This window comes from Pseudovibrio exalbescens DSM 16456 (genome assembly GCF_000422785.1).
GTDB classification, from domain to species: Bacteria; Pseudomonadota; Alphaproteobacteria; order Rhizobiales; family Stappiaceae; genus Pseudovibrio; species Pseudovibrio exalbescens.
Genome location: NZ_AUGS01000002.1, coordinates 336,873 through 351,986 on the forward strand (window position 1 = coordinate 336,873; position 15,114 = coordinate 351,986).

A 15,114-nucleotide genomic window follows, 5' to 3' on the forward strand; every position below is an offset into this window, starting at 1 on the left:
TAATGACGCATACTCATCACGGCTCCTGCATCGTTCTGGGAGAGGCTGGTGTGTTGATTCGCGGCGCATCTGGTTCCGGAAAGTCCGGTTTGGCCTTGGAGCTTATTCATCGCGAGCAAGCCGCAGGCCGGTTTGCCTGTCTTGTTGCCGATGATCAGGTTGTTCTGGAGGCGTGCACAGGCAGGGTAGTGGCGCGATGTCCAGAGGGGATTGAGGGGCTTATCGAACTGCGGGGGCACGGTCTTGTGAAAATTCCTCACCTTAAACGTGCGGTGGTGAGATTGCTTGTTGATATTGAGCCTGTTTGTAAAATAGAACGGCTGCCTGAGCCTGTGGATCAGGCTCAGGAGGTGTGTGGTGTGTCACTACGACGGCAAGCGGTACCGGCAGAAGACTTTCCTGCGGCGGTTCGGCTGGTTCAAGCAGCGCTCCAGCACCACACGTTGCCAATAGATTAGGCGATATGGTGACCTCGTGCCGATTTTCCTTGCACTGCGGCGCGGGCTCTTAGAAAGTGGGGGACCAGCACAGTGTAGTGCTGGTTCGAAATCTCGCAGGAATTGAATGATAGGTCTTGTTCTAGTCACCCATGGCCGTTTGGCCGAAGAGTTTAAGGCGGCACTCGAGCATGTTGTCGGGCCGCAGTCCGGGGTGTCGACGATTTGCATCGGCCCAGATGACGACATGGAACAGCGTCGTCAGGATATTCTTCAGTCTGTTGAACAGGTTAACGACGGCTCAGGTGTTGTTTTGCTGACGGACATGTTCGGGGGCACGCCATCAAATCTGGCTATATCCGTAATGAACGGGACCTCCATTGAGGTTGTGGCTGGGGTAAACCTGCCCATGCTCATCAAACTGGCGAGTGTGCGGAATGATCTGTCCTTGGCAGAAGCCGTAGAAGAAGCACGTAACGCTGGTCAAAAATACATTTCCGTTGCCAGTCAGGTGTTGTCTGGTCAAGGCTGAAGAGAAGAATGAATACAATTCCAGTTCTTGAACGCGAGCTTGAGATTGTCAATCAACGCGGGCTGCATGCGCGTGCCTCTGCCAAATTGGTGAAACTTGTTGAAACCTATGATGCAGAGGTCATCGTCTCCAAGGATGGTCAAAGTGTCGGCGGAACCTCAATCATGGGTCTGATGATGTTGGCCGCCGCCCCCGGGTGCTGCGTTCATGTGCGCGTTTCCGGGCGGCAACAAGATGAAGCCATGGCCGCTATTGTGGCTCTTATCGAAGATGGATTTGGCGAACGCGACTGATTTTTCGGTCGCTTTTTTTATGGCCGGATTCGCTTGCGAGTGGCGGTATAACCCTGTGTTTTTCAAATGATATAAAGAAACCTTTATATCTTTATTGCTTTCTCCTTCTCTCCTACGCTATAACCCGTGTCGAGCACGGCCCATGAGGCCGAATACCACCTCGAGGCACCTTTACAGCGTGCAAATGGGAAAGACTGGATGACTACTTTTTCAGATTACAAAGTTAAGGATATCTCGTTGGCCGATTGGGGCCGCACGGAAATTGAAATTGCTGAAACGGAAATGCCGGGCCTCATGGCCTGTCGGGAAGAATTTGGCGACAGCAAGCCGCTGAAGGGCGCGCGTATTGCTGGTTCCCTTCACATGACAATTCAAACCGCGGTTCTTATTGAAACGTTGGTTGCGCTGGGCGCGGAAGTCCGGTGGGCATCCTGTAATATTTTCTCTACGCAGGACCAAGCAGCAGCAGCTATTGCCGCAGCTGGCATTCCGGTGTTCGCCGTTAAGGGGGAGACGCTGGAAGAGTATTGGGAATATGCCGACAAGATCTTTGATTGGGGCGATGGCGAAACGGCCAACATGATTCTGGATGATGGTGGCGACGCAACACTCATGATTCTGCTGGGTGCAAAGGCCGAGAAGGATCCATCCGTTCTTGAGAACCCGTCCAATGAGGAAGAAACGGCCCTCTTTGCGACAATCAAGCGCCGTTTGGCGAAGGACCCGACCTACTACTCGAAGGTCAAGGCGAAGATCAAGGGCGTTTCTGAGGAAACGACGACCGGTGTTCTGCGTCTCTACGACATGCAGAAAAAGGGTGAGTTGCCGTTCCCGGCCATCAACGTGAATGACTCCGTAACCAAGTCCAAGTTCGACAACCGTTATGGCTGTCGTGAATCGCTGGTTGATGGCATTCGTCGCGGTACGGATGTCATGATGGCAGGCAAGATTGCTGTTGTTGCTGGTTATGGTGACGTTGGCAAAGGTTCCGCGCAGTCGCTCGTTGGCGCTGGTGCGCGTGTGATCGTTACCGAAATCGATCCGATCTGCGCATTGCAGGCGTCCATGGATGGCTTCGAAGTCAAAACCATGGAAGAGGCCGTCAAGGAAGGCGATATCTTTGTTACCGCAACGGGCAACAAGGATGTGATCACCGCCGACCACATGCGCGAAATGAAGGACATGGCGATTGTCTGTAACATTGGTCACTTCGATAATGAAATTCAGGTTGCTTCTCTGCGCAACTACAAGTGGCGCAATGTAAAGCCGCAGGTGGACATGATCGAATACCCGGATGGCAAGCGCCTGCTTCTGCTCTCTGAGGGCCGCTTGGTCAATCTTGGCAATGCAACCGGTCACCCGAGCTTCGTGATGTCTGCAAGCTTTACCAACCAGGTTTTGGCGCAGATCGAGCTGTACACCAAGGGTGAGCAGTACAAGAACGAAGTATATGTTCTGCCCAAGCACCTTGATGAAAAGGTTGCTCGTCTGCATCTGAACAAGCTTGGCGTTACTCTGACCGAGCTGACGCCGGATCAGTCCCAATACCTTGGTATTGAGAAAACCGGTCCGTTCAAGCCGGAACACTACAAGTACTAATTAACAGAATCACACGTCCCATCTCCAGATATGGTAGGTGGGGCGTGCTGCGTCACTACTAATTGTAGTGGATGCCACACAGTGCTCTAATATTTGTTTACTATTTGTAAAGAACCTCTTCTTCGCGATTCCGTATCGAGTTATCTTGGTTAGCGAATCAGTCGTGAGTGTAGCCAGTTGCGCGACTTATTCGCGGTTCGGTTTTCGGACCTTGGCGGCGGAAAAGGGGGCACAGAATGCCAGCAGGCTGGCAACAACACGCACGTCGTAACGTGCTGTGGCGAACTAGGATTCGACAATTAGCAAATCTCTTTGGTGTTGGCGCGTTCGCTTTAGTTGGTGCAGCCGGTTTCTCCCAAGCGATGGATTTTCTGCCTCAGTTCTCCGGTAACTCGGTGGATGCGCTCAAGGTTGTGTGGCTGGCGGCGATCGCTGGTGCGATCATGTTTGCGGTGGCGTCGGCCATGCTTATGGTGCGCAATCGTCGTCGCTTGGAAGGCACAATTGCCCAGCTTCGTCAGGCGCGTGCGAGCGCTGTGGCGCGTATTGATCGGCTGGAGAACATCCTCGAAACAGAAGATAGTCTGATGCTCGTATGGGAAGGCGCAGAGCGCGTTCCCGCCGTCGCTGGGCATTTGCCTGAATCGCTCAACTTTCCAGAGGGTATTGACCAGCTTCTGGAATATGAAGGTTGGCTGGAGACCAAATCGGCCGAAGCGTTGCGTGCCTACCAAGACCATCTGCGCACTCATGGTGAACCGTTCAGGCTTACACTTTGCACCACCCACGGTGTTTATCTGGAAGCGACAGGCCGTACGGCTGGAGGAGCGGCGGTTTTGCGTTTGCGTGATCTGACCGGCGACCGTCAGGCCAATGCGCGGTTGTCCGAGCAAAACGAGCGCTTGCAACATCAACTCAACGGCGTGCGCGCTCTTTTGGATGCACTGCCAGGTCCTGCGTGGCAACGCGATGAGAATGGGCATCTCATCTGGGTCAATACAGCTTATCTGGATGCAGTTGAAGCCAATACGCTCAGTGAAGTTGTTGGCAAGGGCATTGAGCTTTTGGATGCCAAAGGGCGCATGAAATTGTCCACCTTGCGCGACGTTCGGGGAATATACAGCTCGCCCATGCCAGTTGTCGCGGCGGGTGAACGCCGTGTCTACCAGGTTACGGATGTACAAAGCGACATCGCGACGGCGGGTTTGGCGCAGGATATCAGCGAGCTGGAACGCGTTCAGAACGAACTGCGGCGGACACTTGAGTTTCACACTCGCACTTTGGATGAGCTGCAAACGGCTGTGGCAATATATGGGGCCGATCGTCGGCTCAAGTTCCACAACGCGGCGTATCGATCCCTCTGGGAACTGGATCCGGCACTCCTGGAGAGTTCTCCAGAGGAGGGCGCTGTTCTGGATGCCATGCGCGCCGCACGCAAATTGCCGGAGCAGGCTGATTACCGTTCTTGGCGCGCCAAGCATTTGGAAAGCTATCAGTCGCTTGAGGCTCGGGAGTTCTGGTGGCATCTGCCAGATGGACGGACATTGCGCGTTATTGCCAACCCGCACCCACAGGGCGGTGTTACCTATATCTACGAGAACGTGACCGAACGTCTGGATCTGGAAAGCCGTTACAACGCCCTCATCCGCGTACAGGGCGAAACACTTGATCACCTGTCCGAGGCGGTCGCCGTGTTTGGGTCCAACGGTCGGTTGCGTCTCTGGAATCCGGCTTTTGCGCAAATCTGGCAGTTCTCCGAGCCTGAACTACAGAACGAGCCTCATGTCTCCAGCCTCGTTGAAAAATGTGCGCACTTGCTGCCTGACATGGATACATGGCGAGAACTGGCGGGTGGTGTTACCGGTCTGACAGATAGCCGTACCAACCTGTCAGGGCGCATGGAACGCGTTGACGGGATGATCATCAACTACGTGACTGTGCCATTGCCCGACGGTGGAACACTGCTCACGTTTGTAAACGTTACCGATACCGTGAACGTGGAACGCGCGTTGATGGAGAAGAACGAGGCACTCGAAGAAGCCGACCAGTTGAAAAATACTTTCATTCAACACGTGTCTTACGAGTTGCGTTCGCCGCTCACCACGATCATTGGCTTTGCACAACTCCTCTCGGATCAGAAGTTTGGCGATTTGTCGCCCAAACAGGCCGAGTACATGCAATACATCCTGTCATCCTCTTCATCCCTGCTGGCTATCATCAATGATATTCTTGATCTGGCAACGGTCGATGCCGGCATCATGGAGCTGAATGTTTCGGACGTGGATGTTGCGGGAACGGTCGCTGAAGCGATTGCGGGGCTGCAAGACCGATTGGAGGAGTCCCATATCGCGCTGAACACACATCTGCCTGAAAACATCGGTACGATCCGCGCGGACGAACGACGGTTGCGCCAGGTTCTTTACAACCTCATTTCAAATGCTGTGCGGTATTCTGAAGAAGGTGGGCAGGTTGATGTAAGCTGTGTTCGGGAGACTGATTTCGTGCGCTTTTCTGTCGAAGATCACGGCGTGGGCATTCCCGAAGAATTGCTGCACTCCGTCTTCTCTCGTTTCGTGGGTCGCGGAGCAGCAGGTAGCCGGCACGGCGTGGGGCTCGGCCTTGCAATCGTGAAAAGCTTTGTTGAATTACATGGCGGAACCGTCGATATCAGTTCTCGGGAAGGTGAGGGGACTACGGTCACCTGTACTTTCCCGCTGGAGCCCAAACTGTTGGATCTTCAGGCAGCAGAATAACGCGCAAAGGCGCCCGAACGGTTCCGCAAGAGGCCATCAGCACCAAATGAATATTAACCTCCACTCTCAGGCAGAGACCGAACGTCTCGCCGAAGACATTGCAGAATTTCTCAAACCCGGTGATGTCATTGCGCTTTCAGGGGATCTGGGGACGGGAAAGTCTACTTTTTCGCGCGCGCTTTTAAGGTATCTGGCACAAGATGAGGCGCTGGAAGTGCCCAGCCCTACATTCACGCTTGTTCAAACTTACGAACTGGAGCGATTGTATGTGGCTCATATGGACCTGTACCGGCTAGAAGATCCGGAAGAGGTGGAAGAGCTGGCGCTTGATGATACTCTGGAGCGCGGCGCAGCGCTTATCGAGTGGCCGGAAATGGGCGATCCGACCTTTTGGCCGGAGGCATTGGAAATCAAACTTTCTGAAGGGCCTGATCCGGATACTCGGATTGCAACACTGAAGGCGCAGGAAGCCACTTGGGCGCGACGGCTTCAACGACTGGCGGCCAGACGTGCGCTGCTCGAGAACTCGGCTTGGATGGCCCGTCCTCGTCACCATTTGAAGGGCGATGCTTCGACCCGCAGCTATCTGCGTTTTAATGGAGAGGCCGGCGGTGCGGTGCTCATGGACTATCCGCCGCGCGCACACGAGCCGATGTTGGCGTCAGGCAAAACCTATGCCCAAACCGTCTATCTTGCGCATTCAATTGATGATTTTCTCTCGATTGGTCATGAGTTGCGAGCTCGCGGTGTTCGGGTGCCGGAGATATATGCAGTGGACCGCGCCAACGGGCTGGCGCTCATGGAGGATCTGGGGGCAACGTTCATAGCTGAACAGGGACAACCCATCGAAGAGCGCTATAAGTGTGCACTTGATGTTCTGGTGCATATGCATCAGCAGAGCTGGCCTGAAATCGCACAGCATGGCCCCTCGAACCACCGGCTTGGGTGCTATGACCTTGAAGCGTATCTGACCGAGGCCGAACTGTTCCTGCAGTACTACCGCCCTCACATCGAGGGGGAGCCGGCCACAGATCACATGAAGGCGGCGTTCAGAGATGCATGGCAGCAAGCCTTGCAGGCCCTAAATGATCTTCCCCAGACATGGGTCATGCGCGACTATCACAGCCCCAATCTTCTATGGCGCTCTGACGCGAAGGGATTGGATCGTGTCGCGCAGATTGATTTCCAGGATGCGTTGATAGGTCCTATCGCTTATGACGTGGCCTCTCTGATAATGGATGCGCGGCTCACAATCGGGCCCGAGCTTCAGGAAACGCTTGTGAAACACTATTGCAAGCAGGCATCAGCATGCCTACCTGAATTTGACGAAACGACTTTCCGTTATGGCGTTGCCGTTTTGGCTGCGCAGCGAAATACCAAGATTCTGGGGGGCTTTGTGCGGCTGAATGCCGTATTTGGCAAGCCAGCTTACCTTGCACATTTGCCTCGGATCCGCGACTATCTTGCTCAGGCGTTGTCGCATCCGGGTCTTTGCAACCTGAAGTATGTTTATGACGTCATACTGCCGTCAAACCCTTTGCGGCACAGTGCTCCCTGATTCATGATGGATGTGCTTAGAAAGAATAAAGGAATGAACAACAACCAGAACCCGCGACCAGACCGAGCCATGGTCCTTTCGGCTGGCATCGGCAAACGGATGCGTCCGCTGACAGCGACGACGCCCAAGCCGCTGATTGAAGTCGCGGGCCGCTCAATGCTGGATTACACGCTGCAGCGTTTGCGCGATGCGGGCGTGGAAACGGCTGTTGTCAATGTGCATTATCTCGCTGATCTGGTGGAGATTCATGCCAAGAGGTTCAAGGGGCTGACAGTCGCCATTTCGGATGAGCGCGACACGCTTCTGGAAACAGGTGGGGGCATCAAGAAAGCCTTACCACAGCTTGGGGGCAAGCCGTTTTATGTGACCAATTCCGATAGCATATGGATTGAGGGCGTTCGCCCAAATCTGGATGTCCTGGTGGAAGCGTGGCAGCCCGAGAAAATGGATATCCTGCTTCTGATGGTGCCGAGTGTGAATGCGATTGGTTACACGGGTAAGGGCGACTTCACGATGGATGATGAGGGTGTCTTGACACGGCGCGATGAGCGCACCGTGGCGCCCTTCGTCTATTCGGGCACAGCGATCATGAAACCTGAGTTGTTCGAGAATGCTCCTGAGGGATCGTTTTCCTTGAACGTTCTGTTTGACAGGGCAATTGAACAGGGACGCTTGTTTGGTGTTGAAGGAGATGGCACATGGCTTCATGTGGGCACGCCGGAAGCATTGGTTGATGCGGAAAAGGCCATTGCAGAAAGCGTGAACTGAGCCGTACAAAGGGATCTGTTTTTGACTTCCCGAAGGCGGCTGTTTTGACCAAGCAAAACCTTTTTACCATCGCGCCATCCGTTCCGTTTTTGGAAACGCTGGTGGGCGCATTGCTATCCGGGGACTTGATCCCCGGGTTCGATGCAACCGCCAGCCCGATGGCTTTAAGTCAGGTTACCCTATACGTTCCAACCCGCCGTGCGGCCCGCACCTTGCCGTCTCTGCTTCGCTCTGCCATGGGAACGCGGGCTGTATTGCTGCCCAGGATCTTGCCGCTGGGCGATGTCGATGAGGACGAACAACTGCTTCGCTCCGAACCAGACGGCGAGCCTCTGCCTCCTGCCATGTCGCTGATGGAGCGGCGTCTTGCCATGACTCAACTTGTCTGGGCATGGAAAGGGCAATTGCGTCGTGAGCTGTTGGGGTTGGACAACAACAACACCTCCGCGTTTCCCGCCTCATCTGCGGATGCCGCCTGGCTGGCCAGCGATCTGCTTACCTTGATGGATGAGGTACAAACCGAGGAAGCCAGTTGGTCAGATCTCACCGGCCTCGTGCCGGAAAACCACGCCCAGTATTGGCAGATCACACTCGAATTTCTGCGCATCGTAACGGAACAATGGCCCGCGTTCTTGGCAGAGGCCGGGTATATTGATCCCAAGGCGCGTCGCTCGGCCTTGATCCGGCGTGCGGCGCATCAATTGAGCACGACACCCCCTGCTGGCCCTGTCATTGTTGCCGGCGCAACCGGCTCCGTACCTGCAACGGCAGAGCTGCTCAAGGCTGTCTTGAACTTGCCCAACGGGGCCATCGTGTTACCCGCGCTTGATCTGGAGATGGACGAGGTCAGTTGGGCTGCTATAAGCGGGACAGGGGATAAAGAGCCCATTCCGGGCCATCCTCAATACAGTTTGAACAAGCTGTTGCAAACTTTGGGGCGTACGCGCTCGGATGTTCAGCCACTTGGTCAGCCAGCAACGCGTGACCTTTCCATCCGCGGCAAGATTGTGAACGAAGCTCTCAGGCCTGCCGAGACAACAGACGCATGGCAGACGTTTTTCGCGAGCTCGGAAGCAGCGCTGCGTCAAAACAGTTTTTCGGGGGTCGGTGTCCTGTCTGCATCCAGCGAGGCCGAGGAAGCATTGGCTGTGGCGTTGTGCTTGCGCGAAGGAATCGAGCAGGGCAAAAAGGTTGCGCTGATCACGCCAGATCGGACCTTGTCCCGCCGTGTCGCAACTGAACTGGCGCGCTGGAGCATTGCGGTTGATGATACAGCTGGACGGCCACAGGATCAGACCCCGTCGACCATTCTCGCGCTTTTGACGGCCAAACTGGCGCTTGGCGGTGTTGATCCGGTTCAACTTCTGGCCTTGCTCAAGCACCCACTGACACGCCTCGGATTGCCCATCAAGGAAATTCGGGCAGCAGCACGCGCGTTGGAGCGTGGTGTGTTGCGTGGTCCATCGCCACGAGCAGGGTTGTCAGGCTTGCGCCAAGCAGTTTCGGCAGCCCGCAAAACGGAAGATTCCCGTCATACGCCACGTTGGAAAAAGCTCGTTGAAGCAGACTGGCAAGCCATCGACACCTTGCTGATCCGGCTGGAAGAAGCCCTGGGGCCTTTGGAGGCTCTGTTGGAGGCGGAAGGGGATGTTGATGTGCGTTACATTGCCAAACTTCACACTGATGCAGTGGTGAAAATAGCGACGCAGGAAGACGGCTCGACCGATGAATTGTTCAAAGGGGAAGCCGGTGCCGCTTTGGCGGACACGTTGACTTCGCTTCTTGATACACACGCCAGCAGCCTTGCAATTCCTGCAAGCGAGTGGCCCGGGGTATTTGCGGCACTCGTTTCAGGCAACGCGGTGCGTTCGCGTTTGCCTGCAGATCCTAGGGTTCATCTTCTGGGCCCCATGGAAGCGCGATTGCAACACTTCGATCGGGTGGTGCTGGGAGGATTGAACGAGGGCGTGTGGCCGCAGCGCACGAGGAATGATCCATGGCTCAACCGCCCCATGAAAGGCCAGATCGGGCTGGATCCGCCTGAACGCCGTATCGGTTCCTCCGCTCATGATTTCATGTGCTCAATGGGCGCGGAAGAGGTGGTCTTGTCTCGCGCTGAACGAATGGATGGAGCACCCGCTGTGGCCTCACGCTGGTTGCAGCGCATCCTGACGCTCGCAGGGGATGAAGTTCGTGACCAAATGCTGGCACGCGGCAGACCATATGTAGAAATGGCGCGAGTGCTGGATCGCGCAGAAGTGGCTGTGAAGCCCGCCGCCCGACCCGAACCTCGGCCCCCGATTGAAGCGCGGCCAAAGCAGCTATCCGTGACACGGGTCGAGACGTTGATCCGGGATCCCTATGAAATCTACGCCCGCAATATTCTCAAGCTTGAAGAAGTGGATCCGATTGGTGGTGAGCCCAACGCTGCCGACAAGGGAACGATCATTCATGATGCGCTGGCTAACTTTCTGGATGCATGGGACGGCGCATTTGATGAGACGGCTATTCGGGCCTTGTTGACGGAGGGCGGCCGGTTGTTCCGACCACTTGATGCTTTTCCGGCGATCCGGGCGCTTTGGTGGCCACGGTTCGAAAAAATCGCGGAAGGGTTCGTAGGCTTGGAATACGGACGTGCTCCAGACATTGAACAGCGTTTTTTGGAGGTGTCAGGTGGGGCAGAATTTCAGCGCTCGTCTGGGCAGGCTTTTCGTCTTACCGGGCGCGCTGATCGCATTGATTTGAAAGCCGACAATTCGCTGGAAGTCATCGATTACAAAACCGGGATACCTCCTTCTCAAAAACAGGTGGATGCATTGCTATCTCCACAGTTGCCTTTGGAGGTGGCCATGATCCGGCGTGGTGGTTTTGAAGGCGTACCCAGCGATGTGCCCATCAGTTCGATCCTCTACATTCACCTCAAGGGGGGGCGTCCTGCGCTTTCCGTAGAACGCCGTGTTCCGAAGGAACGCAGTGTGGAAGAGCTGGCGGAGGAGGCCTGGACACGGCTCGAGCAGTTGATCACCGCCTATGACAACCCTGCTAAAGGCTACTTGTCTCGTGCGCGTGTTTTGCGCGAACGGCAATTGGCGTCAGCCTATGATCATCTCGCGCGGGTTCAGGAATGGTCTCTTGGGTCCGAGGGGGGAGACGAGTGATGGATATTCCAGCCAAGACCCTTGAAAGTCAAGCCAAAGCGGCAAACCCTGTAAACTCCGCTTGGGTTAGCGCCAATGCTGGTTCCGGCAAGACTTTCGTGTTGGCACGGCGGGTGATCCGTTTGTTGCTGAACGGAACGGATCCTTCTCGCATCTTGTGCTTGACCTTCACTAAGGCTGCTGCGGCGGAAATGGCGACCCGTGTGTTCGACATCCTGTCGGGCTGGACGCGTCTGTCGGATGAGGAATTGTTCAAGGAACTTGAGGTAATTGAGGGGCATGCGCCGAGCATGGACAAGGTTGCCCGCGCGCGCCGTCTGTTTGCACGGGCCCTCGAAACCCCTGGCGGCTTGAAGATACAAACCATTCATGCGTTTTGCGAAGCCTTGTTGCATCAGTTTCCTCTGGAAGCCAATGTTGCCGGACACTTCAATGTGCTTGACGAACGCATTGCCGATGAATTGTTGGCGGAAGCGCGGGCGCGTGTTTTGCACCGTGCTGAGGTGGAGCCTGAGACGGCACTGGGGCATGCGCTTGCATTTTTGATTGAACATCTCGCAGATGCGGGCGTTGAAAGCGCGCTTTCGGAACTGATTGGCAAACGCGATGCCTTTTATCGCTGGATCGTGGCCGCCGGGTCACTGGAAGCCGCCCTGGTGGAGTTGGAGGCCAGCTTTGATCTCACGCAGGACGATACGCTGGAAGGTGTTGAAGCGGCTTTCCGTACGGAGTGCCTTCTGTCCGCCGACGAAGTGAAAGCCTATGCAGAGGCGATGCGGACAGGATCGAAAACGGATCAAGGTCGCGCCGATGCGATGCTCGCGGCTTTGTCTTGTCAAGGTGTCGGAGACTGGAAGCAGAAGTGGTTGGATATATTCCTGACGAAAAACCTTGAGCCTCGCAAAAGCTTGGCAACGAAGAAGGTTCAGGAAGCGTACCCTCATATGCTTGAACACCTCCTGCAAGAACAACAACGCCTGCAGGATCTTATCGCCAAGCAGGCAGCAGTTTTGACCGTGGCAGGCACCAAAGCGATCGTCGTTCTTTCGGATGCCGTGTTGCAGCACTACGAGAAAGACAAGATCCAGCGGGGATTTCTCGACTTTGAGGACCTCGTCGTACGGGCGGCAACGCTCTTGTCGCGTTCGGATGCCGCGCAGTGGGTGCAATACAAGCTTGACCAGGGGCTGGACCACATACTGGTGGATGAAGCGCAGGATACCAGTCCGAGACAGTGGGAAGTCATCAGCGCGCTGGCCGATGAGTTTTTCTCTGGCGATGGGGCGCGCGAGGGTGTGAGAACCATTTTTGCCGTGGGGGATGAGAAACAGTCCATCTATTCCTTCCAAGGTGCTGTTCCTGCTTATTTTGCCAAGATGCGGGCCTTCTTCCGTCAGCGCGCGACGGAGTCCCAACGAGCTTTCGAGCCGATTGAGCTGAACTTGTCCTTCCGATCCACGCCCGATGTGTTGGGTGCTGTCGACCGAGTTTTCCGAGAACCTGAAGTGTTCAAGGGTCTGTCACAGGATTCCGTAGCGCCTGTTCATGAAGCAATCCGGCGCCATGATCCCGGCTTGGTTGAGATCTGGCCCCTTGAAGAGCATCAGGATATCGAGGAACCGGAAGATTGGACTGAGCCTGTTGATCGGATTGGCGACAGCAACCCGATGATGCGGCTTGCTAAGCGAATTGCAGCCCAGATCAGTGATTGGGCAAATGCCGGTATAGCGTCACCCGGTGATGTACTTGTGCTGGTTCGAAAACGCGGCCCGTTTGTTGAAGCCTTGAACCGGGAGTTGAAGCGGCTGGATGTGCCAGCCGCGGGCGCGGACCGGTTGGTTTTGACGGATCATATCGCCGTACAGGATCTCGTTGCGCTGGGCCGGTTTATCCTTTTGGCAGAAGACGACATGTCGTTGGCGTGCACTTTGAAAAGTCCGCTGTTTGGTTTGTCAGATGACGATTTGTTCGAGATCGCGCATGAAACGCCGGGTCGCCCTCGTCCCGGAACCCTTTGGCAAATGCTGGTTAAAAAGTCGGATCATTCTGACAAATGGCGCCGTGTAAGGGCGCAGCTGGAAGAATGGCGGGATCGCGCAGATTTCGTGCCGCCTTTCGAGTTCTATGCGCGTATCCTCGGCGCGGACGGTCATCGTTTGAGCTTTCGGAAGCGTTTGGGCTCTGAGGTGGATGACGTGTTGGATGAGTTCCTGTCATTGACCATCGCGTTTGAGCAAACCGGCACACCCGGGCTGGAGGGGTTCTTGGCATGGCTGGCTGCGGCGCCAACGGAAATCAAACGTGAGCTCAATGCGGCTTCCGGCATGGTTCGCATCATGACGGTGCACGGCGCCAAGGGCCTCGAAGCACCCTACGTGCTGCTCGTTGACAACGGTGCGCCGCCTGTTTCTGCCCATCATGATCCCATCATGTTGCCTAAGTCGCGCAGCGGTGATGAGAGTGCTGCAGATGCCTTGGTGTGGCTTCCAAACAAGTCCAATAGAACGCCGTGGCATGCTGAAGCGCTTGAACAACGTCGCGCCGCACAGGAAGAGGAATACCGGCGTTTGCTCTATGTGGCGATGACCCGGGCGAAGGATCGTTTGGTGGTGTGTGGTTGGGCTCCCAAGAGGGGGGCTCATGAACACTGCTGGTATTCACTCGTTCACTGCAGTTTGAGTGATGAGAGCCGACCAGTCAGCGACGCTGCGGGAAATCAGATTGCGCTGCGCTGGACCCGTGATGGTGTCGAAAAACCGGAACCTCGGCTTGGTGAAGCTAAAAACGCAGAACAACGTGAGGCCATCGTGCTGCCCGAGTGGGTTGGTCGCCCCGTTTCATCGCCAAAGCGCCTTCGGACTCTTAAACCGTCCGCTGCATTTGAAGAAATGGACCAGAAGCAGGGCATTGAAAAACCATCCCCTGAAATGGCGCTGGAAGCCGCACGGCAACCGGAAAGCTGGCCGTTGGTGCGCGGGCGTCTGGTGCACCGGCTCCTGGAAATTCTGCCTGATTTGCCAGAAGTCGAGCGCGATGCAGCCATGACCCGCTATCTTTCGGCGGCACTGTCGGAAGAGTTTGCTGAATATGAGGGGCGCCTTCGTCAGGACGTGGTGCAGGTGCTTAACCACCCCGACTACAAATGCCTTTTCTCGGAGCAAAGTCGTGCCGAGGTGCCAATACAAGGGCTTTTGATTGACGAAACGGGCGCTGATGTTGAAGTGTCAGGCGTAATCGACCGCCTTGTAGTGATAGAAAACGAAATCTGGATTGTGGACTACAAGACCAACACACAAGTCCCGCAAACTGCCGCTTCAGTGAGTGAGGATTATGTCGCCCAGCTCGCTGTTTACCGGAAACTGCTGTCCAGCCTTTATGGTGATAAGAAAATTCGCGGCTTTTTGCTCTATACCTGTGGCCCCGTTCTCCTAGAAATAGAGGAGGCGCAGTTTTCACGTTTTGTATTTTAGGGATTTCTTATTAACAGGGTTGCTTGACGGCGCTGGTTGGCGTTCCTACCTTGAACCCAACGGACTCGCCCTGACGGGTGATGCACACATACTGAACGAGGCACGATATGGCGACTGTAAACGTCAGCGATGATACCTTCGAAACTGAAGTTCTTAAGAGCTCCACGCCGGTTCTGGTTGATTTCTGGGCGACCTGGTGTGGACCGTGCAAGATGATTGCGCCGTCATTGGAGGAAATCTCCGATGAAATGTCTGATAGCGTCAAGGTCGCCAAGGTGGACATCGATGTGAACCAGCAATCCGCGATGAACTATGGGGTTCGCTCAATCCCAACGATGATCCTGTTCAAGGATGGCGAACCGGCAGCAACGCTCGTTGGTGCGCAGCCAAAAGGCAAAATTGCAGAGTGGATCAAGCAGTACGCCTGATCCCGCTGAGGATTGCGAGATAAACCTGTTTGTTTGCAGAGTCTCCGGTCACGGCAGTGGCCGGAGGTCTTTTGTTTTAAGCAATCATCGCCTAAATAAACAGTCGAGCCTGCTGGTG

General features: G+C 55.4%; 10 protein-coding genes. All 10 read left to right on the plus strand.

The window, feature by feature from the left end; translation table 11 throughout:
* The first annotated feature begins 2 nt into the window (after window positions 1-2).
* The 10 genes from G512_RS0104065 to trxA all read left to right on the plus strand — a co-directional run bounded on the left by G512_RS0104065 (window position 3) and on the right by trxA (window position 14,996).
* On the plus strand, window positions 3-458 hold the full coding sequence (locus G512_RS0104065; RefSeq protein ID WP_051268865.1) for an HPr kinase/phosphorylase: 456 nt from the start codon (window positions 3-5) through the stop codon (window positions 456-458).
* Between the two features lie 106 nt (window positions 459-564).
* Window positions 565-969: a PTS sugar transporter subunit IIA gene (locus G512_RS0104070; RefSeq protein WP_028480608.1), complete on the plus strand. Its 405-nt coding sequence runs from the start codon at window positions 565-567 to the stop codon at window positions 967-969.
* Window positions 970-977: 8 nt separating this feature from the next.
* Window positions 978-1,262, plus strand: coding sequence for an HPr family phosphocarrier protein (locus tag G512_RS0104075; RefSeq protein WP_028480609.1), 285 nt, complete (start codon window positions 978-980; stop codon window positions 1,260-1,262).
* Between the two features lie 198 nt (window positions 1,263-1,460).
* Window positions 1,461-2,861 (plus strand): adenosylhomocysteinase, encoded by a 1,401-nt coding sequence (ahcY, locus tag G512_RS0104080; protein WP_028480610.1) that lies wholly within the window; start codon window positions 1,461-1,463, stop codon window positions 2,859-2,861.
* 362 nt (window positions 2,862-3,223) lie between these two features.
* A complete protein-coding gene (locus tag G512_RS0104085) occupies window positions 3,224-5,614 on the plus strand; it encodes an ATP-binding protein (RefSeq protein WP_178378243.1) in 2,391 nt (796 codons plus the stop codon).
* 46 nt (window positions 5,615-5,660) lie between these two features.
* Window positions 5,661-7,172, plus strand: a complete 1,512-nt coding sequence (gene tsaE, locus G512_RS0104090) for a tRNA (adenosine(37)-N6)-threonylcarbamoyltransferase complex ATPase subunit type 1 TsaE (RefSeq protein WP_028480612.1) — start codon at window positions 5,661-5,663, stop codon at window positions 7,170-7,172.
* A 33-nt stretch (window positions 7,173-7,205) separates the two neighbouring features.
* Window positions 7,206-7,940, plus strand: a complete 735-nt coding sequence (locus G512_RS0104095; protein ID WP_028480613.1) for a nucleotidyltransferase family protein — start codon at window positions 7,206-7,208, stop codon at window positions 7,938-7,940.
* Between the two features lie 44 nt (window positions 7,941-7,984).
* Entirely contained in the window at window positions 7,985-11,098 is a 3,114-nt protein-coding gene (addB, locus tag G512_RS0104100) for a double-strand break repair protein AddB (protein ID WP_028480614.1), read from the plus strand.
* Window positions 11,098-14,568 carry a double-strand break repair helicase AddA gene (gene addA, locus G512_RS0104105; protein ID WP_028480615.1) on the plus strand — a complete coding sequence of 1,157 codons (3,471 nt, stop codon included), beginning with the start codon at window positions 11,098-11,100 and terminating at the stop codon, window positions 14,566-14,568. The genes addB and addA overlap by 1 nt, the downstream gene beginning before the upstream one ends.
* A gap of 107 nt (window positions 14,569-14,675) precedes the next feature.
* The gene (gene trxA, locus G512_RS0104110) at window positions 14,676-14,996 is read left to right on the plus strand and encodes a thioredoxin (RefSeq protein WP_028480616.1); all 321 of its coding nucleotides are present in this window, start codon (window positions 14,676-14,678) and stop codon (window positions 14,994-14,996) included.
* The last annotated feature ends 118 nt before the right edge of the window (window positions 14,997-15,114 follow it).